This is a genomic window from Brucella sp. NBRC 14130 (assembly GCF_040371715.1).
Taxonomy (GTDB): Bacteria; Pseudomonadota; Alphaproteobacteria; order Rhizobiales; family Rhizobiaceae; genus Brucella; species Brucella intermedia.
This window is the reverse complement of record NZ_BAABTE010000003.1, coordinates 152960-174017: the sequence shown is the minus strand read 5'-3', so window position 1 is coordinate 174017 and position 21058 is coordinate 152960. Positions and strand designations below refer to the sequence as shown.

Below are 21058 nucleotides of genomic sequence, written 5' to 3'. Positions count from 1 at the left end.
ATGGCCATCGTCCAGCTTCGGGAACCGCGCATGAGTTTGAATGACAGCATGGCCCCGAAGGGGGGCGAGGCAAATGCGCAGACCGTGATCGATATCAAGGACCTGTCGCTCGTCTTCGAGACGAATGACGGGCCGGTCCATGCGCTGTCGAATATCGATCTCGCCGTCAGGCGCGGCGAGTTTGTTTCCTTCATCGGCCCTTCGGGATGCGGCAAGACAACGTTGATGCGTGTCGTCGCCGATCTCGAACGGCCGACCTCCGGCTCCGTCACCGTGAACGGGAAAACACCGGAACAGGCCCGCCTCGACCGGTCCTATGGTTATGTGTTTCAGGCGGCAGCCCTGTTTCCGTGGCGCACTATCGAAGACAATATCAGCCTGCCGCTGGAGATCATGGGCTTCTCCGGGGCCGAAAGGCGCGAGCGGATCGAAAAGAACCTCGCGCTCGTCAATCTCTCGGGCTTCGGCAAGAAATATCCGTGGCAGCTTTCCGGCGGCATGCAACAGCGCGCATCGATCGCGCGCGCCCTCTCCTTCGATCCCGACATGCTGCTGATGGACGAGCCTTTCGGCGCGCTCGACGAGATCGTGCGCGATCACCTCAACGAACAGCTTCTCAAACTATGGGCCGCGACACGCAAGACCGTGATTTTCGTCACGCACTCGATTCCGGAAGCGGTGTTTCTCTCGACCAAGATCGTCGTCATGAGCCCGCGCCCGGGCCGAATACATGAAATCATCGATTGCGACCTTGGCCCCGACAGACCGCTGGAAATCAGGGAATCGGAAGCATTCCTGAAAATTGCCCACCGGGTCCGTGAAGGCCTGCGTCTGGGGCATATTCATGAGTGAGCGCGCGCCTCAACCGCATTGTGCCGGAGATCGCCCATGAAAGGTTTTCTGCGCGACAGATTCATTCCGGTGACGACCATACTCGCCGTCATCATCGCGCTCTGGTATGGGCTGGCGATTGTGCTCAATGCGCCGTTCGAACGGGATCAGGCTACCCGCGCGGGAACGGAAATCACTTTCTCAACGCTCGTCGCCAATACGATGCATCAGGAGCGGCCGGTCCTGCCCGCGCCGCATCAGGTGGCCGAGGAAATCTGGAAGACCGTCTTCGGGGTCAAGCCCAGCTCCAAGCGCAGCCTCGTCTATCACGGGTGGGTGACATTATCCTCCACCTTGCTGGGTTTCGTGCTGGGGTCGGCGCTTGGCGTCCTCCTTGCTGTCGGCATTGTCCATTCCCGCACGCTCGACAAGAGCCTGATGCCGTGGATCATCACCTCACAGACGATCCCGATCCTCGCCATCGCGCCGATGATCATCGTGGTGCTGAATGCTGTCGGCATATCCGGCCTGCTGCCCAAGGCGATCATCTCGACCTATCTTTCCTTCTTTCCGGTAGCTGTCGGCATGGTGAAGGGGCTGAGATCGCCCGACGTGATGCATCTCGACCTTATGCGCACCTATAATGCATCAAGATCGCAGGTGTTCTGGAAGCTGCGCTGGCCTGCGGCCATGCCGTTTCTTTTCACGTCGATGCAGATCGCGGTCGCCATCAGCCTCGTCGGCGCCATCGTGGGTGAGTTGCCGACCGGAGCGGTTGCGGGACTGGGTGCGCGGCTGCTTGCAGGCTCTTATTACGGCCAGACCGTGCAGATATGGGCTGCCCTCGTTGCCGCTGCCCTGATGGCCGCCGTGCTGGTTGCGCTGATCGGCATCGCAGCGCAGCTCGTGAACCGGCGCATGGGCGCGAAGCCGGAAAGGGCGGCAGCATGATGACAGGCATTCTTTCCGTCATGGCGCTCATTGCCGGTTCCTGGCTGCTCGTGGGTTGGGTGGCAAGCCTGAAGACCCGCAATCCCGTAGGCCAGAAGATGCTGGATATCGCCGTGCCGGCGCTGTTCGGCATCGCGATGCTGCTGCTCTGGGAAGTAACGGTCCGGCTCTTCGCCATCCCGCAGGTTCTCCTGCCTGCACCTTCGGCGATCTGGGCGCGCATCGCCGCGTCCGTACCGATCCTCTGGGCGGATTTCAGGCAGACTTTCCTCAAGGCTGTCATCATCGGCTATGTCGCCGGGTGCGGCCTTGGTTTCATCACCGCCATCATCGCGGACCGGATTCCGTTCCTGCGCAAGGGGCTGCTGCCGCTCGGCAATCTGGCCGCAGCGCTTCCCATCGTCGGCGTCGCGCCGATCATGGTGATGTGGTTCGGTTTCGACTGGCAGTCAAAGGCAGCGGTTGTCATCATCATGACGTTCTTCCCGATGCTGGTGAATACGGTCGCGGGGCTTGCCAGTGCCGGGGCGATGGAACGGGACATGATGGAAACCTACGGCTCCAGCTACTGGCAGACATTGTTCAAGCTGCGCCTGCCAGCGGCCATGCCCTTCATATTCAACGCTCTCAAGATCAATTCCACCCTGGCGCTGATCGGCGCGATCGTGGCGGAATTTTTCGGCACGCCGATCGTCGGCATGGGCTTCCGCATCTCGGCGGAAATCGGGCGCATGAATGTGGACATGGTCTGGGCGGAAATCTTCGTAGCCGCGCTTGCCGGTTCGCTCTCTTACGGGCTGATCGCGCTGATCGAGCGCAGACTGACATTCTGGCACCCTTCATACAGGAGGACCTAGGCCCGAATATTTGGCATCTGCAAACATAAGGCAGACCAAAGCGCATTCAGAAAAGGGGAAACCGGTTTTCGGAATACGCCTGATAAAAAGAACCAGAGGAGAACGGAAATGAAAAAGGCAATTTCTTTATGCCTTGGGACTGCGGGGCTGGCGCTCGCTCTTATGAGCAGTTCGGCAATGGCTGCCGACAAGCTGACCTTGCAGCTCAAATGGGTCACGCAGGGGCAGTTCGCCGGCTACTATGTGGCCAAGGACAAGGGCTTCTACGAGGAAGAAAATCTCGATGTCGATATCAAGCCGGGCGGGCCGGACGTCGCTCCGCCGCAGGTGATTGCCGGCGGCGGCGCAGATGTCGTGGTCGACTGGATGCCCTCGGCGCTTGCGACGCGCGAAAAAGGCGTCCCGCTCGTCAACATCGCGCAGCCTTTCAAGAAGTCCGGCATGATGCTGACCTGCCGCAAGGACACCAACATCACCAAGCCGGAAGATTTTCGGGGCCGCACCCTTGGCGTCTGGTTTGGCGGGAATGAATATCCATTTCTGTCGTGGATGAGCCATCTGAAAATCCCGACCGAGGGCGGCAAGGACGGCGTGACGGTGCTGAAGCAGGGCTTCAATGTCGACCCGCTGATCCAGAAGCAGGCCGACTGCATTTCCACCATGACCTATAATGAATACTGGCAGGTGATCGATGCGGGCATTCCAGCCGACCAGCTTGTCGTCTTCCCTTATGAAGAACAGGGCGTCGCGACACTGGAAGACGGGCTTTACGTGCTGGAAAAGAGCCTCGACGATCCGGCGATGGTCGACAAGCTGGCCCGCTTTGTCCGCGCCTCGATGAAGGGCTGGAAATATGCCTCCGAAAATCCGGGGGAAGCTGCCGATATCGTGCTCGACAATGATGCTTCCGGCGCGCAGACCAAGAAAGTCCAGGAGCGTATGGTCAAGGAAATCGGCAAGCTGGTCGATGGTTCCGATGGCACCCTCGACGTAGCGGCTGCCGACCGCACGGTGGAAACCCTGCTCGGCGGCGGTTCCGATCCGGTCATCACCAAGAAGCCGGAAGGCGCGTGGACCGCGAAGATCACCGACGCCATGAAGAAGTGATCGCTCGCGTTCGGAGCGCCTTTCATTCTGATTGGATCATGCTCTGAAATGAGAAAAGAAAACCGGCCCCAAAGGCCGGTTTTCTGTTTTTGATTTGCTTTTTCGCAACCTGATCCCGCCGGTTTCCACCTTTGGGGACGTGCTCAAGCCTATTCCGCCGGTTCAGCCGCCCCGCCTCTTTGCGGCTTTCCCTTGAGCGCCTGATTGAGTTCCCGTTCAAGCCGCGCTTCTTCCTCTGCCTTGGGCTGCGTGAAGCGTCCAAGCAGCAGATAGGCGACCGGCGTCACATAGAGCGTCGCGATGGTTGCAAGACCAAGACCGCCGACAATGACCCAGCCCAGAGCCACGCGGGCTTCCGCACCGGCACCGCTCGCCAAAATCAGGGGCACGCCGCCCAGAACTGCGCAGATCATGGTCATGCAGACAGGGCGGAGACGAATATTGGATGCTTCCTCGATTGCTTCGCGAACGCTCAAGCCCTTGTCACGCAACTGATCCGCAAACTCGACGATCAGGATACCGTTCTTGGCCATGATGCCGACCAGAAGCACAAGGCCGATCTGGCTATAGACGTTCAGGCTGGTGCCGGTAAGCAGCATGGCGAAAACGGCGCAGCCCAGCCCCAGCGGAACGGTGGCCATCACAATCAGGGCGCTGACAAAGCTTTCGAACTGTGCCGCCAGCACCAGAAGAATGATGATGATGGCAAAGCCGAACACCATGGCGAGACCGCTTGACGTTTCGCTGAGTGTGGAAGCTTCGGCCAGCGGAATGATGTGACTGCCCGGCGGCAACAGAGGCGCTGCGATCTCCTGCGCGGCCTTGTAGGCGTCGCCCAGGGCGAAATCGTCGCGCAGGTTTGTCGTGATCGAGACCGAACGCTGGCGCGTCTCGCGATCAAGCTGCGGCGGAACCGCCTTCTCGACAACCGAAGCGATGGACGACATAGGCACATAACGGCCGTCCGTCGTCTTCATGAAAATGTTTTCAAGATCGGTCGGATCGTTGATCGGATTGGTGGTGGCGACGAGTTTCACGTCGAAACTGCGATCCCCGACATAGACCGATCCTATCTTGCGGCCGTCCAGCACGGATTGCACGGCATTGGCGAGCCCGGTGATGTCGATACCCAGATCCGAGGCCCGCTCGCGATTGATCTCGACGGACAATTGCGGCTGGGTCGGCTCCACGGAAAGGCGCGGCTGCACGAAGCGCGTGTCCTTTTCCAGCGCGGCGACAACCGCCTGCGCCGCAGGCTGCAGCTTGGCGTAGTCGCTGCCCACAATGGCGAACTGCAAGCCGTTGCCCGCGCCGCGAATACCAAGGCTGTTGGGCTGGGTGGTGAATATGCGCACCGCCGTTATGCCTTTGATGCGCTGGGTAATGTCAGCCATGATCTCCTGCTGGCTGCGCGCGCGTTCCTTCCACGGTGCCAGCGTCAGGACGACGAAGCCGTTATTGGCCGATCCGCCGGAACCAGCAATGGCATAGGTGGTGGTGATTTCACCACTGTCGCGCAGCGGCTGGATCGCTTCCTCGATCCGGTCGAGTTGCGACTGAAGGAACTCCACGCTGATGCCTTGCGGCCCGTTGATGCGCAGCAACGCAACGGCACGATCTTCCGATGGCGTCAGTTCCTGACGGATCAGGCCATAGCCGACAAAGGATGCACCGGCGAAAAGCAGGGCGACGAGCACAACCACGAACGGCGCCGACAGGCAGAGATGCAGCGTCTTCTTGTAAAACGCAGCAAGTCCACCGCCGATCCGGCGCAGGAAAAGCGGGCCATGACCACCATCCTCGCCATTGCCTTCCTTGAGAAAGCGGGAGGCGAGCATCGGGCAAAGCGTCAGCGCCACCACGGAAGACAGCAGCACCGCAATCGCCAGAACGAAGCCGAATTCGCGGAACAGACCGCCCGCCTGACCCGGCAGGAATGAGATCGGCACGAAGACCGCCGCCAGCGTGAGCGTGGTGGCGATGACGGCAAAGAAGACTTCCTGTGTGCCGAGCACGGCAGCGGCGCGCGGCCCCATGCCCTGATTGCGCCGCCGGACCACATTTTCCAGCACCACGATGGCGTCATCGACCACGAGACCTGTCGCCAGCACCAGCGCCAGCAAGGTCAGGATATTGACGGAGAACCCTGCCAGATAGATGGCCGCAATCGTGCCGATAAGGGCGACGGGCATGGACAAGGCCGGAATGAGCGTCGCGCGTATATCCCACAGGAACATGAAGATAATTGCCACGACGATGATCACCGACGCGACCAGCGCGATTTCCACCTCATGGATAGCGCCATTGATGAAGTTCGCGTCGTCACTGGTGACGGCAATATTGACGCCCGCAGGCAAGGTCTTCTGCAGATTGGCGACCGCTGCGCGAATGCCTTCCGAAATGTCGAGCGTGTTCGACTGCGCCTGACGGACGATGCCGAGACCGATTGCCGTCTTGCCGTTGGAGCGAACGGCGGAACTTTCGATATCCGGCCCCAGCGTGACGGTCGCGACATCGCGAATCTGCGTGCGTCCGCTGATATAGACGTTTTCGAAATCTTCCGGCTTTTCCAGATTGGCCGTGGCGCGAACCACGATGGACTGATCGGCGCTGCGCAGCGAACCGGCAGGGGCGTCCAGCCCCATGGAGGAAAGCGCCTTGGTTATATCGGCAATGGTCAGGCCATAGCTTGCAAGGCGCGCCTGATTGATATCGATGCGGAAAATCTTGTCGCGGTCACCGTTGATCTGGACGTCGGCGACGCCCGGAACGGCGGACAGGATATCCTGTATCTGGTCTTCGACCAGCACCGTCATGTCATCGACAGACATGGTGTCGGACGTAACCGCCAGACGCATCACCGCATCGGCATTGGAGTCCGCCTTGATGATGCGGGACGGGTCCGCCTCTTCCGGCACGTCATTGGCAACGCGGGAGATCGCATCCCGCATGTCGGCGGCTGCGACATTGAGGTCCACGCCGTCGTTGAACTCCACCGTGACGCGGCTTCGCTCAAAAGACGATGTGGAGGAAATGGATTTCACGCCGGAGACGCGCGCCACCGCGTTTTCAAGGACCTGCGTCAACTGGCGGTCGATGGTTTCAGCGGACGCGCCCTTGAAATCCGTGCTGATCGTCACGACGGGCCGGTCGACGTCCGGCAGTTCGCGGATATCGACGCCCGTGAAAGCGGCCAGACCCGCAACAACGATCAGAACATTGATAACGAATGCAAAGACGGGACGGCGGATGAACAGCGCCGTCGATCCGCCTTTGTCGGATGAGGAATTGTGACCGGTCACGTTGTCGTCCTCATCCTGCGGTCCGCTTTGCCGAGGCCGGGTCCGCCAGTGCCGTACCCTGCTCGTCCTTCACGCGTACGGGTGCGGCGTCCCGCACGGTCTGGACGCCCTGCGTGACGATCAGGTCGCCCTGCTTCACCGGACCGTCGATGAGGATATTTGTTGAATTGCGCTGAACGATACGCGCGTCGATCTTGCGGGCTACGCCGTCCTCGACGCGCCAGACATAGGAACCGTCGGCGCCCCACTGGATGGCCAGCGGATCGACCGAGGGATAGCGGTCGCCCGGGAAAAGAACGGTGACGGAAAACGACATGCCGGCGCGCAGGCGATCCTGCGTGTTGGGGACTTCTGCACGGACGTGCAGCGTGCGGCTGGCTTCGTCCAGCATGTTGTCCACGGCGTTGATTTCGCCGCTATAGGTCTCGCCGGGAAAAGCGGTCGATTCCGCCGTCAAGGGCTGTCCGACCTTGATCTGGGGCGCGAACCGTTCCGGCACCCAAATATCGATCAGCACTTTCGACCGGTCATCGATGCGGCCGATGGACGTCTGTGCGGTGATGTAATTGCCCACATTGACGGGCAGGATGCCGACGATGCCGGAAATCGGCGCACGGACCGTGCGGCGGCTCAGGGCGAGCTGGGCGTCCTGCAAGGCAAGCTGCGCATTGGCGACCGCCAGTTCCGTTTCGACCACCTGAACTTCCGTTGCCGTGTTCGTCGCCCGCAATTTTGCGATGCGCTGGCGGGTCGTCTGCGCATCCTTCAATGCTGTTTCCGCCTTGGCGACGGCGATCTTCTCCGTCTCGGCATCAAGTTCTGCGACCGGATCGCCTTCCTTCACCATGTCGCCAGCCTTGACGTAAAGCTTCGTCATGTAACCGCTGGAATATGGGGTTATCGAAACGGTGCTGAGAGCCCGTGCCGAGCCGATAGCCGTCAACCGGTTGTTGATGGTCTCTTCGCCCGCCGCTTCCACGACGACCAGCGGCGCAGACCGCCCGCCCCCGTTTCTGGGCGCTTCGCCCGTTGCGGCGGCCTTCACCACATCGGACTTGTTCTTATATGCATACCAGCCGCCGATGGCGGCCGCGGCGATGAGCAGGCACAAGGCAATCTGCTTCCAGGATTTCATTCAGCTCTCCGGCGAGGTGTACCGTCGCCCTGACGGACCTCGTATTCGAAACCATTATGTCGGGCGCGGAAAATGCCAGCAAATAGTATCAGAATGATGATTGCCTTCACATTGCGCAAATCACGCATTCCCCGGGCAGGACCAGAAGAAATACGGATTTTTCCGGCTACGATTTTGCATAGAGGCCTCGCACCGTCGAGTTAAATTTCGGTAATGCTGCGCATGAAGTGCGCGGAACCGGGCGCGTTTTTAACCGATTGAACAAAGGCTGTTGGATTTATCGGTCGGCTCCATATATAGGAGGCTACCTTTATGAATTGCGTTTCGACGGCAGACCGGTTTAGGCACCGCGGCAATTGGGCCGGTTCGCCTTGAATTGGAAGCAGGCTATGGCGGTTGTTGAAAAGACCACGGACACGGGCGCGCTTTCCCCCGAAGCGGCCTCTCGGACTGCGACCGTCGAGCGGCTCTCTCCAACCCAGTTTACACGACTGCCCTGGCGCAACCGGCTTTCGAGCAAGCTCCTGCTGCTGACCGCGCTCGCAGTGCTGATTACCGAAGTTCTGATCTTCGTCCCGTCCGTGGCCAATATGCGCGTGCGCTGGATGAGTTCCCGGCTCGATACGGTAGGCGCCGTCAGCGAAGTGCTGGCGGCCAGCGGCAACATGGATGTGCCGCGCGAAATCCAAGACAAGGTGCTTCTGGCCACCGGCACCAAGGCGATCGCCATGCGTGAAGCCGGGGCGTCGCGCCTGCTCGCCATGTCGGAGGTTCCCGGCAAGATCGATCAGGTCATCGATCTGAACAATATCAGCGAAGCGGCGGCCATTTGGGATGCATTCGGCACCTTGTTCAATGGCGGGGAGAGAACGCTGCGGATATTCGGCTCGGTTTCATCCTCCGGTTCGCCGGACCGTGTCATCGAAATTGTCACCTCCGATGCGCCGCTTCGCCACGCCATGCTCGTCTATGCGCGCAACGTCACTTTCATATCCCTCATCATTTCCGTGATAGCGGCAAGCCTGATCTACCTGATCATCCATGAAATGCTGCTGCGGCCGGTGCGCATCATGCATCGCAACATGATCGACTTCGCATCGTCTCCCGACAATCCCGCGCTCATTCTCGTTCCGGAAAATCGCAAGGACGAATTCGGCATCGCCCAGCGGCAGATATCCCATATTCAAAGCGACCTCCAGCGAACGCTGAAGGAACAGAAACACCTGGCCGATCTCGGCCTCGCCGTTTCCAAGATCAACCACGACATGCGCAATATCCTGGCGTCGGCACAGCTGATGTCGGACAGGCTTGCCGATACCGAAGACCCGATGGTGCAGCGGTTCGCCCCCAAGCTCATTCGCACGCTCAGCCGTGCGATCAGCTATTCCGAAAGCGTGATGGCCTATGGCCGCTCGCAGGAAGCGCCGCCGCGACCGCGCCGCGTCCTGCTGCACACCATTATCGCGGATGTACAGGAAACCTTGAGTCCCAGCTCCGAAAGCAGCATCGAGTTCGAGAATCTCGTTCCGGAAGATTTTGAGCTGAATGTCGATTCGGAGCAGTTGTTCCGGGTCCTGAGCAATCTCTGCCGAAATTCCGTTCAGGCCATGGAGCGTGACCAGACGACTGATGTCGCGACGGTCAAGCGACTAACGATTTCGGCGGGAAGAATCGGGACGACGACGATCATCGGCGTCGAGGACACCGGCCCCGGCCTGCCGCAAAAGGCGCGCGACAATCTTTTCACGGCATTCCGTGGCTCGACGCGCAGCGACGGCACCGGCCTCGGGCTTGCCATTGCGCAGGAACTGGTTCGCGCGCATGGGGGCACAATCGAGCTTCGCGAGGACCGCCCTGTTGGCGCGCATTTCGAGATTCGCATTCCTGATTTGCAGATGCGCCACGAAGACCGCAGCAACCAGCGGACCGAAGAGAACGCCTAGACAATCTGCCGTTGCACCGGTTCCGGCCGAAAAGCCCGGAAATGCGAGACCTGACAAGAAATCTTCACAGAACCACATTTTTTTCTAAGAAGACGCTTGCATTTAGCGATTTGTCCGATTATCAACCGCCCATCGCCGCAGCGAGCGGCACACAGGCAAGCACCCGTAGCTCAGCTGGATAGAGCACCAGACTACGAATCTGGGGGTCAGAGGTTCGAATCCTTTCGGGTGCGCCATTCCCTTCCTGGTTGATTTTATGCACAGTTCGGCGTTGGCGCTGCCGGCGCGGGGCTGGCATGTTCCCGTCCCCGGCGGCACAAAAGCGCGCTGAAACAACTCCCATTTTTGAAGACATGATCCCGTAACGAGCTGCGCTCAACGCAGCTCCAGCCCGCCATTCTCGACGATGAAGTCGATAATCTCCGGCACGCCTTTGCCGCGATGGAGATCGGTGAAACCAAACGGTCGCGTGCCGCGCATCCGCGCCGCATCCCCCTGCATGACGTCGAGATCGACGTGCACATGAGGGGCGAGATCGCTCTTGTTGATCACCAGGAAATCCGACCGCGTGATACCCGGTCCGCCCTTGCGCGGAATTTCCTCGCCCTGGCAAACCGAGATGACATAAAGCGTCAGATCCGCCAGATCGGGCGAGAACGTGGCCGCCAGATTGTCGCCGCCGGATTCGATGAAGACGATATCCAGATCCGGAATCCGCCGGTTCATTTCGGCAATTGCCTGCAGATTGATGGAGGCGTCCTCGCGGATCGCCGTGTGCGGGCATCCGCCCGTCTCGACGCCCATGATCCGCTCCTCGGGCAAGGCCTGGGAACGAGCCAGAATAAGGGCGTCCTCCTGCGTGTAGATATCATTGGTAATCACGGCGACCGAATATTTATCGCGCATCGCCTTGCAGAGCTTTTCGGTCAGCGTCGTCTTTCCCGATCCCACCGGCCCGCCAATGCCGATGCGCAAGGGTCCGTTTTTCTGTGTCATGTGCGAAAAAGCCTCGAATGTGGGGGTTCGTGTTTCATGGCCATGATGTCGCTAATGCCAGTAAATATCAGTCGTGGTGATGGTGATGATGATGGTCGTGGTCGTGGTCGTGGTGACCATGATGATGTCCGTGGTCATGATACGAATGGCCGCCCGCATATGCACCGCGCAGCGGGCTGAAAATTGCCGTTACATCCGTCACCTTGGCGCCAAGCCCCTCGAGCATCGCCTTGATGACATGATCGCGAAGAATGAAGATACGGTCATTCTCGATCTGTGCCGCCAGATGCCGGTTGCCGATATGCCAGGCGAGTTCAGCTATGTGGAGCGGATCGCGCCCGCGAATTTCGTAGAGTTCCTCGCTTGCAGCGCGGATTTCAATTTCGCGCCCGTCGTCCAGAACAAGCCTGTCTCCGTGACCCAGCACAACCGGCTCCGCGAAATCGACAAGCACCTTCTCGCCGCCCTCCAGAGCAATGGCTTTGCGCCGCAGATGGCGTTCATCGCGTTCAAGAACGGCGTGGCCCGCAGGCACAGCATCGATCACCTCATCCGCACGAATAATGGCAGTGGCACGAAACATTTGTTTGCCTCTCAAGCTCAAAACAAGAAGTAATGCGGCGTCACTGGCGCGACGCCAACACGGCACAACACTATTGGGAACTATGAAGTGTTACCAATGCCGTCTCTTATATTGGCCACTGCAAATATCCGTTTGTCCAGCCCAATCGTATTTCGGAGTTCCACGACAGGTTACTTTTGGTCGTCGGCCCTCCGATCCGTCCCGATCATCCCATGCGCGCCAACGCCGGCTGCGCAACCGTCTTTCGATAGAGGTGCCAGGTCGCATGTCCGAGGATGGGCAGCACCACGGCCAGTCCGGCAAACATGGTGGCGAAGCCCACGACAAGCATAGCGGTTACAATTGCCGCCCAAAGCAGCGCTTCCAGGGGATTGCGCCAGACGACGCGCAATGATGTCGCGATAGCCGCCGCAGCCCCGCAATCCTGATCGAGCAGCATTGGAAAGGTGACAATCGTCAAGCACAGGACGATGATTGCAAAAAGGAAACCAATGCCACAACCGGCGAAAATAAGACTGCGTCCCTCTTCCGTCGATGACACCTGATTGATCAACATCGAGAAGCTCTCGGGCGGCATGGGGCCGAAATAGTGAACATAGAGATTTTGAGCCACCAACAACCACGCAATGAAGATGGCGAAAAGGAAGGAGCCGACGGCCACGATTGACGGCAATGCCGGGGAGCGGCTGACATCGAAAGCGCGCCTCCAGCTCGTGTCCATTTTCTCCTCGCGGCGCCTGCTCATTTCATAAAGCGGCAAGGCGGCGACCGGCCCGATCAACGCGAAGCCGGACATGAGGGGGAACAGGAGCGGCAGCGCATTTGCGTTCGTGCTCCAATAGGTAATGAACAACCCGGCCAGCGGATATATGAGACAAAGAAAAACGTAATGCGATGGCTTCGCCCAGAAGTCGTCGAAACCCAAACGCAGGGCGTCGAATACATCCGCCATCTGGATGCGCTTGACGTCCGGATAAAAGGCAGTCTGGTCCCGACCTGCAATTACATGAAACTGTGCCATGACGCTCCTCCTGCGGGTTAGGCAGTCCTGACGGCAAGGGCGGCGGTCAGGACAGGCCTGCACGCAATTTCCGGCTTTCACATGATCCGCGGATAATCCGCGTGAAGCCTGACGATCAGGCAGGCAGTATACATCGAAAAGAGCGGCTGCGAAAGAAAGGCGGCATGGCATGATTGCGCCCGCCTGAACGAATATCCCATTCGCACGACACAGCGCTTTTCCAAACGTCAGCGAGATCAACCAAATATGATCTGTTCATCGAACCGAGATGTGCTAGTGCCAGTCACGGAAAATAGCAGCTCGGGAATGCAGTTAAATGGAATGGATCCCTATAGGCTTGATGGCATTCAAGGTCATCGTGTTGGGCGTGGCCATGTTCTTTGCCATCAAATTTCATTATGATGAGGGTAAGAAGAAGAAAAACAAGGAAGGCGGCACGTAAAAGCCTGCCGCAGAACGAGTGCCCCGCTGAAGCGGGGCCGGCGTGAACTGCGCCGACCTCATTAAAAGCTGCAAATGCGGAGCGCCTTGCAGTTGCGACGAACGCGCCGAATCTCGTAGCCAGCAAGCTTCTCAATAATCTTGCCAATGCTGGTCACCGTACAGTGCACCTAGAGGAGCTTTCGAACATCCTTCGTGATTGCTCCCCATTATTAAACATGATGGGTGACATAGTCTCAGCCGTTATCAAAACAGAGACGCCGCCAGCCTTCAACGGCCAAGCGGCGATTGAATTAGTAATACATCAGAGAATTCATTAGAAAATCGCAGTTATCCCGGCATCTCGCACGTATAAGATCCATCTCCACAAGGTATGCATTCCTTGTACCAAGTATCGCAATTGTTTAAACATCTTACTATGTTTTCAAATCGGCATTGCCTATTATTTTTCCATTGCGGAACAGTCATATTTACATTATGTTTATAAAACATGGTTAGTTTTATTGGCTTATTAGGCGCTTGCGACCAAGCTTCTGTCGCGCCGAGCAGTGAAACACTAATGATTGCTAAGGTCAGATATTTTTTCATAACTGTTTTCTATTAAAATGGATACTGGAACCATAAATACCTTTCGGCAAGGCCATTACACACGCATTTGGATAGAGATACATTTCCAATTTAGGGTGTGTTAAAAATTGCCTGCTTGCAAGCCACCGCCGTTAGCCCCCTCTAAGCTTCCACCGACGGGGATTCTAATAGTCCTTATTGTGCTTCCTTCGGCCCATACTTCGGTAGGTCGCCGATCATAGCATTTGAAAAGATGACGGCAGGGAGCGCCTTCCTGAAAGGCAGGACACGCAAGCTTACTCTTGCCTCCTGCTGCGACCATTGCCTTCCAAAACTTCGACAATAACGCACCGGCTTCACGATAACGCGCCTTGGCGCCTGCCGGGTCTTTCGCCTCAAGAGATGCCTTAACACTCTGCCACGGTGCAGCTTTTGAGCGTTCCGCTTATGGGAAGGGCGACAATCTTGCCCCTCGCCTTGTCCTTCAAATCAGCGATGCCTGAGATAATAGACGCCCGGTCTTCGGATGCTTGTAAGGTGAAGACATAGACAAACTCGTAGGGACCACCTCTGTGAACCAGAAGCCAGCCAAAAGTCTTTGTTTTTCAGGAAGTTCCGCCAATTCAAGAAGATAGAATGGTGCTGCGAGAGAGGATTGAACTCTCGACCTCTCCCTTACCAAGGGAGTGCTCTACCACTGAGCTACCGCAGCAATCTCTTGAGTGCGGCGGACTTCTGCCACATCATTACGCAAATCGCAAGCAAGCAATTGCATTTCTTTTCACATAATGTGGAAATCTGCCGAACACGCATCTGAAACCCGCTTTTCCGGCCCTTTTTCCCGTAGTAGAAGACCGTCATGAGCGATACGACCACCAACAAAGAGAAACAAATCCAATCCGACCAGCGCAAAAAGCGCCGGGCCGAGGAATTGCGCGCGAATCTCATGCGCCGCAAAGCGCAATTGAGATCCCGGCGCGCAGGCGAAGCCGATGAACGAAACGACGGCATCACCGCTGCCAGCGACGACACCGACTGAGAATCACGACGACAAAGCCTTTCTTGAAGATAGGGAGGCTCTGCGGTAAAAGCTCATTTCTGTTCTTCGCAGCGATATCGTCCTTTTGTGATTCGTATTTGACGTAATTTGGCCGCAAGACTCGTAATTTCATCACGCAACGCCTCCGCGCCGTACCGGCCGCTGGATTTGGTGCAAATTTATCGGGCAAGGTATCGGCCCAGAAGGTGACACAGCATGGATCGCATCAAAATCGTCGGCGGTAACAAGCTCAACGGCATCATTCCAATCTCCGGCGCCAAGAACGCCGCCCTGCCCTTGATGATCGCCTCGCTTCTGACCGACGATACGCTGACGCTCGAAAACGTGCCGCATCTGGCCGATGTCGAGCAGTTGATACGCATCCTGAGCAACCACGGCGTCGACTATTCGGTGAATGGGCGTCGCGAGCACCAGAACGGCGCCTATTCGCGCACCATTCACTTCACCGCCCGCAATATCGTCGACACGACCGCGCCTTATGAGCTTGTGTCGAAGATGCGCGCCAGCTTCTGGGTCATCGGGCCGCTTCTGGCGCGCACCGGCGAGGCAACCGTCTCGCTGCCGGGCGGTTGCGCCATCGGAACCCGCCCCGTGGACCTGCTGCTGGAATCGCTTCAGGCGCTGGGCGCCGAAATCGACATCGAAAACGGATATGCCAAGGCGCGCGCACCGAAGGGCGGCCTTGTGGGTGCCCGCTACAGCTTCCCGAAAGTCTCCGTCGGCGCGACCCATGTCATGCTGATGGCAGCGGCCCTCGCCAAGGGAGAGACGATCATAGAGAATGCGGCCCGCGAGCCGGAAGTCGTCAATCTCGCCGACTGCCTCAACGCAATGGGCGCAAAAATCACCGGTGCGGGCACCAGCACCATCCAGGTGGAAGGCGTGACCAGCCTTTCGGGTGCACGCGTTCGCGTCATTCCCGACCGTATCGAGACCGGCACCTACGCGATGGCCGTTGCGATGACCGGCGGCGACGTGCTTCTGGAAGGCGCGCAGGAAAGCCTGCTGTCGTCGGCTCTGGACACGCTGCGTCAGGCGGGTGCCGAGATCACCGAGACGAATAGCGGCCTGCGCGTGGTGCGCAACGGCCATGGCATCCAGCCGGTCGACGTCACCACCGACCCCTTCCCCGGTTTCCCGACCGACCTGCAGGCGCAGTTCATGGGCCTGATGACCAAGGCGAAGGGCACTTCGCGCATCACGGAAACCATTTTTGAAAATCGCTTCATGCACGTGCAGGAACTGGCGCGTCTCGGCGCAAAGATCTCCCTGTCCGGCCAGACGGCAACCGTCGAAGGCGTGGAGCGCCTGAAAGGCGCACAGGTGATGGCGACGGACCTGCGCGCATCGGTTTCCCTGGTGATCGCGGGCCTCGCCGCCGAGGGCGAAACCATGGTCAACCGCGTCTATCACCTGGATCGCGGCTTCGAGCGGCTGGAAGAAAAACTGTCCCGCTGCGGCGCGTTGGTGGAACGCATCAGTGGTTAATAGGGCCGAGCGGAGCGACTTTCATTGCTCCGCTCTTTTCTGATTCCTCTTTAAGAAGCCAATGAACAGCGACAGGCTTGAAAAGCCTGTCGATTTTTTTGTTTCGGCATGCCAAGTTGATAATTGGCCAGGCTGATATTGGGCCAGGTTGATCAACAATCAGGCGGGTGGTTGATTTCCCCGCCGCCGGGAACAGTTATTAACCGATAACGGGAAAGTGGTGTTGGAGTATGGATATGCTGAAGCTCGTGGCGCTGGATGAGGAGGATTTGCAGGTCCTGTCGGCTCATCTTCAGGACGCGGTTTTGAAAGTATCCGACCTTCAATATCTCGCCAATGAAAAGCGCTTCATCCTGACGGCGAACCGTTTCGTCTGGGAAGAAAGCAAGCCGCGATTCCTGCGCAAGCCGCAATATCAGCGCCGCCGCACCGCCCTGCACTTCAACCGCGTGATTGCCGCCCGGGCAACCGGGATAGACCGCCAGAAGCCGGATGAGGTGCTTTCCCTGATGGCCGTTCAGTTCACCGCCGGTGAAACACCTGCCGGAACAATAGAACTGACTTTTTCGGCAAATGCGGCTATCCGTCTTGAAGTGGAATGCATTGAGGCGCAAATGACGGACCTTGGCGCGGCATGGGAAACAGAATCGCTTCCTCGCCATAACGTCTGAAAGAAGGTCACACGAGACCGTCTTTCGTCAGCCGGACGCCGGTCTGGCGAGCACATTTGGCTGGCAAGCAGATTTGGCAGATTTGAAGGAACAGAAGCGTGGTCAAGACGCTCAGACAAACCGATCCCGATTTCGAGAATAATTTCGCGACATTTCTGGCAAGCAAGCGCGAAGCGTCCGAAGATGTGGACCGGGCAGCACGGGAAATCGTCGAACGCGTGCGCCGCGAAGGCGACAGCGCGCTCATCGATTATTCCCGCCGTTTCGACCGGATCGATCTTGATAAAATCGGCATTGCGGTAACCGAAGCCGAAGTCGATGCGGCTTTCGAGACCGCGCCCGCCTCGACAATCGAGGCGCTGAAACTCGCCCATGAGCGCATCGAGAAGCACCATGCGCGGCAATTGCCGAAGGATGACCGTTACACCGATGCGCTGGGCGTCGAGCTTGGCTCGCGCTGGACGGCCATCGAGGCCGTGGGGCTTTATGTTCCGGGCGGCACGGCAAGCTATCCCAGTTCCGTCCTGATGAATGCCGTTCCTGCCAAGGTGGCGGGCGTGGAGCGCATCGTCATGGTCGTCCCGGCGCCCGATGGCATTCTCAATCCACTGGTTCTGGTGGCCGCACGTCTGGCCGGCGTTTCCGAAATCTACCGCGTCGGCGGTGCGCAGGCTATCGCGGCCCTTGCCTATGGCACCGAAACAATCAAGCCCGTCGCCAAGATCGTCGGCCCCGGCAACGCCTATGTTGCTGCCGCCAAGCGCATCGTCTTCGGCACGGTCGGCATCGACATGATCGCAGGCCCATCGGAAGTTCTGGTCATTGCCGACAAGGACAACAATCCCGACTGGATCGCCGCTGACCTGCTTGCCCAGGCAGAGCACGATACAGCGGCGCAATCGATCCTCATGACCAATGATGAAGCGCTGGCGATAGCGGTGGAGGAAGCTGTCGAACGCCAGCTCCGCAACCTGCCGCGCGCGCAAACCGCAGCCGCAAGCTGGCGCGATTTCGGGGCCGTCATTCTGGTCGAGGATTTTGAAGCCGCCATTCCGCTTGCCAACCGCATTGCAGCCGAGCATCTGGAAATCGCCACCGCTGACCCGGAAGCCTTGCTGCCAAAAATCCGCAATGCCGGATCGATCTTCATCGGCGGGTATACGCCGGAAGTGATCGGCGATTATGTCGGCGGCTGCAACCACGTGCTGCCGACGGCGCGCTCGGCGCGTTTTTCGTCCGGACTTTCGGTTCTCGACTACATGAAACGCACGTCGCTTCTCAAGCTCGGCCCCGATCAGCTGCGCGTACTCGGGCCTGCGGCAATCGAAATTGCCCGCGCTGAAGGCCTCGATGCCCACGCCCAGTCCGTCGCCATCCGGTTGAACCTATGAGGTGACATGACTGCCGGTGTTCCAAATGCCCGCCTTATTGACGTCGAGCTCGATGAATCCATCGGGCGTTCGACGCCTGACGTCGAGCATGAACGCGCGGTAGCCATCTTCGATCTCATCGAGGAAAACTCCTTCCACCCGATCGGGGACGATACGGGCGGACCTTACCGCCTGAAGCTCTCGCTGATGGAATCACGGCTGATTTTCGCCATCGCACGGGAAACCGGCGAGGATGTCGCAACCCATATTCTCTCGCTCACGCCCTTGCGCCGCGTCGTGCGGGACTATTTCATGATTTGCGAAAGCTATTACCAGGCGATCCGCTCGGCGACGCCAAGCAAGATCGAGGCAATCGACATGGGGCGGCGCGGCCTGCACAATGAAGGGTCGCAAACGCTCCAGGCGCGACTGAAGGGCAAGATCGAGGTAGACTTCAACACGGCGCGGCGGCTTTTCACCCTTGTCTGCGTCCTGCACTGGAGGGGCTGATCACTGATGGTCATCACTGATGTCCCTCCCCGAAAATCCAGCGCCGACGGCAATGAAGATCATAAACCACGCCTGCCCAAGTCTCTGCTTTTCGTCTGCGGCAAGAATTCAATTCGCTCGCCGATCGCGGAATTACTTGCAAGACAGGCCCTTCCCCCCAATATTTATGTAGCATCCGCAGGCGTGAAGCGGGGCGAGCGCGATCCGTTTGTCGATGCAGTCCTTCAGGAAGAAGGCCTGTCCCTCGACAATCGGCAGCCACGTGGCCTCGAAGAACTGGCGGATGGTTATTTCGATCTGATCGTAACGCTGACGCCGCTTGCCCACCACACCGTGCTGGAACGCATGCGCGGTTTCTCGGTCGATGTGGAATATTGGCCGACGCCGGACCCGACATTGGTAACGGGCAGCAGAAGCCAGATCATGGCGGCCTATCGCGATGTGCGTGACCGTCTGAAACGCCAGATCATGCACCGTTTTGACGAGCAATAAGTTCGCCGAATTCCGTTGTTCACAAATGCCGCCTAATCATATAGGTTCCGCGCAAATTCCGACCTACCGCATCAGCCCGAAAATCGGAATCGATTTCGGAAAGCACGATGCGTAGATTCAATAAATCAGAGCGTCCTTTGTGCGTCCCAGAGACGCACGGCGTTCTAAAGACCGCTCGAGAGCGCAGTTTATCGAAGAAAGAAACAGGTATCGCATGGCGAAAGAAGAAGTCCTAGAATTTCCGGGTGTTGTTACGGAACTGCTGCCCAATGCTATGTTCCGGGTGAAGCTCGAGAACGAACATGAAATCATCGCCCATACGGCTGGCCGTATGCGCAAGAATCGCATCCGCGTTCTGGCCGGTGACAAGGTGCTGGTTGAAATGACCCCTTACGACCTGACCAAGGGCCGCATCACCTACCGCTTCAAGTAAGCAATCCGTTCCAGGAAATGTCTAGTCGATGAGCGCGCAACACAAGCTGGTTCTAGCCTCCGGTTCTCCACGCAGGATCGAGCTTCTGGGGCAGGCAGGCATCGAACCGGACCATATTTATCCGGCCGATATAGATGAAACGCCGCAGCGCGCGGAACACCCGCGCTCGCTGGCGCGCCGTCTGTCGCGGGAAAAGGCGCGCAAGGCACAGGAATTGTTGAAGGACGATGCGAATTTCGCACATGCCTTCATTCTTGCCGCCGATACGGTCGTGGCCGTTGGCCGGCGCATTCTCCCCAAGACCGAGATTGCCGACGAGGCGAGAGAATGCCTGCGCCTGCTTTCCGGGCGCACGCACAAGGTATTCACCGGCGTGAGCCTTGTCTTGCCAAATGGAAATCTGCGCCACACACTGGTGGAAACGCGGCTTCGCTTCGAGCGGCTCTCCCGCCAGCAGATGGATGCCTATCTTTCATCCGGCGAATGGCGCGGGAAAGCGGGCGGCTACGCCATCCAGGGACTGGCAGGCAGCTTCGTCGTGAAGCTGGTCGGGTCCTATACGAACGTGGTGGGATTGCCGCTGCAGGAAACCGTAAGCCTGCTGAACGATGTCGATTATCCGGTTTACGCCAACTGGGGCAGCGGGAAAGTCTGAGAGCAGACATGAGTGACAAGAAGGACATATCGGCAGCAGCAGGCGCACGCGTGACGCCATTGCGTCCGACGCGCCCCTGCCCGGAATGCGGAAAACCTTCCACGCGCGAATCCTATCCCTTCTGTTCGCCCCGGTGCAAAAGCATCGACCTCAATCGCTGGCTGTCCGGCAGCTATGTGCTGCCGGGAAAGCCGATTGATGAAGAGGAAGAAGAAGGCAACTAGCCTCTTCCAAATCAGCTTCCGCCAATAAAATCAGTTACTTAACAAAGATGTGAGAAAAGCTGATAAAAATTGCGATACGGTGCTGGACAGCGCGAAATTTAATGCTATAACCCACCCACTTCCGGCGGGAACCAACACCGCCCAGAACAAGCAGATCGCTTGTTACGGATGCCCGGATAGCTCAGTTGGTAGAGCAGCGGATTGAAAATCCGCGTGTCGGTGGTTCGAATCCGCCTCCGGGCACCACTCCAAAATCAAATAAATTTAAAGAGCTATTCCGGATCAAGGCTCATATTTGCCCGGAATATGGGTTGCAACATTGTCCATGCAACATTCGGTGCAACACGTTGACAGGTGATTCCTGCCGCGCGTCATGTAACCTACAAATCACGTTTATATTGACCAGATCGGCGATGTGATC

At 58.3% G+C, this 21058-nt stretch carries 20 protein-coding genes, 3 tRNA genes and 1 pseudogene; 17 read left to right on the top strand and 7 right to left on the bottom strand.

What is annotated here, in order from left to right; translation table 11 throughout:
- Positions 1–48: 48 nt before the first annotated feature.
- From ABWW28_RS06960 to ABWW28_RS06945, 4 genes are all read left to right on the top strand, one after another.
- The gene (locus ABWW28_RS06960) at positions 49–852 is read left to right on the top strand and encodes an ABC transporter ATP-binding protein (protein ID WP_502904577.1); all 804 of its coding nucleotides are present in this window, start codon (positions 49–51) and stop codon (positions 850–852) included.
- Between the two features lie 36 nt (positions 853–888).
- Positions 889–1782: an ABC transporter permease gene (locus ABWW28_RS06955; RefSeq protein ID WP_021586299.1), complete on the top strand. Its 894-nt coding sequence runs from the start codon at positions 889–891 to the stop codon at positions 1780–1782.
- A complete protein-coding gene (locus ABWW28_RS06950) occupies positions 1779–2639 on the top strand; it encodes an ABC transporter permease (RefSeq protein ID WP_006465988.1) in 861 nt (286 codons plus the stop codon). The genes ABWW28_RS06955 and ABWW28_RS06950 overlap by 4 nt, the downstream gene beginning before the upstream one ends.
- 108 nt (positions 2640–2747) lie before the next feature.
- Positions 2748–3746 carry an ABC transporter substrate-binding protein gene (locus ABWW28_RS06945; RefSeq protein WP_006465987.1) on the top strand — a complete coding sequence of 333 codons (999 nt, stop codon included), beginning with the start codon at positions 2748–2750 and terminating at the stop codon, positions 3744–3746.
- A 149-nt stretch (positions 3747–3895) separates the two neighbouring features.
- Here ABWW28_RS06945 and ABWW28_RS06940 read toward each other — a convergent pair whose 3' ends face one another.
- On the bottom strand, positions 3896–7048 hold the full coding sequence (locus ABWW28_RS06940; RefSeq protein ID WP_112670693.1) for an efflux RND transporter permease subunit: 3153 nt from the start codon (positions 7046–7048) through the stop codon (positions 3896–3898).
- Between the two features lie 10 nt (positions 7049–7058).
- Positions 7059–8183: an efflux RND transporter periplasmic adaptor subunit gene (locus tag ABWW28_RS06935; RefSeq protein WP_100647986.1), complete on the bottom strand. Its 1125-nt coding sequence runs from the start codon at positions 8181–8183 to the stop codon at positions 7059–7061.
- A 389-nt stretch (positions 8184–8572) separates the two neighbouring features.
- On the opposite strand from ABWW28_RS06935, the gene ABWW28_RS06930 reads away from it, so the two are divergent.
- Positions 8573–10126, top strand: a complete 1554-nt coding sequence (locus ABWW28_RS06930; protein ID WP_112670695.1) for a sensor histidine kinase — start codon at positions 8573–8575, stop codon at positions 10124–10126.
- 159 nt (positions 10127–10285) lie between these two features.
- Positions 10286–10362: transfer RNA gene (locus tag ABWW28_RS06925), tRNA-Arg, on the top strand.
- Positions 10363–10501: 139 nt separating this feature from the next.
- Here ABWW28_RS06925 and ureG read toward each other — a convergent pair.
- The 3 genes from ureG to ABWW28_RS06910 form a co-directional block, all read right to left on the bottom strand.
- Entirely contained in the window at positions 10502–11122 is a 621-nt protein-coding gene (ureG, locus tag ABWW28_RS06920) for an urease accessory protein UreG (protein WP_100647983.1), read from the bottom strand.
- 67 nt (positions 11123–11189) lie between these two features.
- Positions 11190–11705, bottom strand: coding sequence for an urease accessory protein UreE (gene ureE / locus ABWW28_RS06915; RefSeq protein WP_112670697.1), 516 nt, complete (start codon positions 11703–11705; stop codon positions 11190–11192).
- 205 nt (positions 11706–11910) lie between these two features.
- Positions 11911–12726, bottom strand: coding sequence for a DUF2189 domain-containing protein (locus tag ABWW28_RS06910; protein ID WP_112670699.1), 816 nt, complete (start codon positions 12724–12726; stop codon positions 11911–11913).
- A 316-nt stretch (positions 12727–13042) separates the two neighbouring features.
- Between ABWW28_RS06910 and ABWW28_RS06905 the strand changes: the two genes are divergently transcribed.
- A complete protein-coding gene (locus ABWW28_RS06905) occupies positions 13043–13168 on the top strand; it encodes a hypothetical protein (RefSeq protein WP_006465979.1) in 126 nt (41 codons plus the stop codon).
- An 885-nt stretch (positions 13169–14053) separates the two neighbouring features.
- Here ABWW28_RS06905 and ABWW28_RS06900 read toward each other — a convergent pair.
- Both ABWW28_RS06900 and ABWW28_RS06895 read right to left on the bottom strand, forming a co-directional pair.
- A pseudogene (locus tag ABWW28_RS06900) lies at positions 14054–14322 on the bottom strand (DUF6538 domain-containing protein); the annotation flags it as partial.
- Between the two features lie 49 nt (positions 14323–14371).
- Positions 14372–14446, bottom strand: a tRNA-Thr gene (locus ABWW28_RS06895).
- 147 nt (positions 14447–14593) lie between these two features.
- On the opposite strand from ABWW28_RS06895, the gene ABWW28_RS06890 reads away from it, so the two are divergent.
- The 10 genes from ABWW28_RS06890 (at position 14594) to ABWW28_RS06845 (ending at position 20883) form a co-directional block, all read left to right on the top strand.
- A complete protein-coding gene (locus tag ABWW28_RS06890; protein WP_006465978.1) occupies positions 14594–14773 on the top strand; it encodes a hypothetical protein in 180 nt (59 codons plus the stop codon).
- A 216-nt stretch (positions 14774–14989) separates the two neighbouring features.
- The gene (gene murA, locus ABWW28_RS06885) at positions 14990–16282 is read left to right on the top strand and encodes a UDP-N-acetylglucosamine 1-carboxyvinyltransferase (protein WP_112670701.1); all 1293 of its coding nucleotides are present in this window, start codon (positions 14990–14992) and stop codon (positions 16280–16282) included.
- 230 nt (positions 16283–16512) lie between these two features.
- Positions 16513–16953 carry a DUF2948 family protein gene (locus tag ABWW28_RS06880; RefSeq protein ID WP_021586309.1) on the top strand — a complete coding sequence of 147 codons (441 nt, stop codon included), beginning with the start codon at positions 16513–16515 and terminating at the stop codon, positions 16951–16953.
- A gap of 98 nt (positions 16954–17051) precedes the next feature.
- Positions 17052–18344: a histidinol dehydrogenase gene (gene hisD / locus ABWW28_RS06875; RefSeq protein ID WP_112670703.1), complete on the top strand. Its 1293-nt coding sequence runs from the start codon at positions 17052–17054 to the stop codon at positions 18342–18344.
- Positions 18345–18350: 6 nt separating this feature from the next.
- Positions 18351–18833, top strand: a complete 483-nt coding sequence (locus ABWW28_RS06870) for a UPF0262 family protein (RefSeq protein WP_006465974.1) — start codon at positions 18351–18353, stop codon at positions 18831–18833.
- Between the two features lie 6 nt (positions 18834–18839).
- The gene (locus tag ABWW28_RS06865; protein WP_244629898.1) at positions 18840–19325 is read left to right on the top strand and encodes an arsenate-mycothiol transferase ArsC; all 486 of its coding nucleotides are present in this window, start codon (positions 18840–18842) and stop codon (positions 19323–19325) included.
- Between the two features lie 214 nt (positions 19326–19539).
- Entirely contained in the window at positions 19540–19758 is a 219-nt protein-coding gene (gene infA, locus ABWW28_RS06860; protein ID WP_002965531.1) for a translation initiation factor IF-1, read from the top strand.
- 28 nt (positions 19759–19786) lie between these two features.
- Positions 19787–20413 (top strand): Maf-like protein, encoded by a 627-nt coding sequence (locus ABWW28_RS06855; RefSeq protein WP_006465971.1) that lies wholly within the window; start codon positions 19787–19789, stop codon positions 20411–20413.
- A gap of 8 nt (positions 20414–20421) precedes the next feature.
- Positions 20422–20637, top strand: a complete 216-nt coding sequence (gene yacG, locus ABWW28_RS06850; protein ID WP_006465970.1) for a DNA gyrase inhibitor YacG — start codon at positions 20422–20424, stop codon at positions 20635–20637.
- A 170-nt stretch (positions 20638–20807) separates the two neighbouring features.
- A tRNA-Phe gene (locus ABWW28_RS06845) sits at positions 20808–20883 on the top strand.
- Positions 20884–21058: the final 175 nt, after the last annotated feature.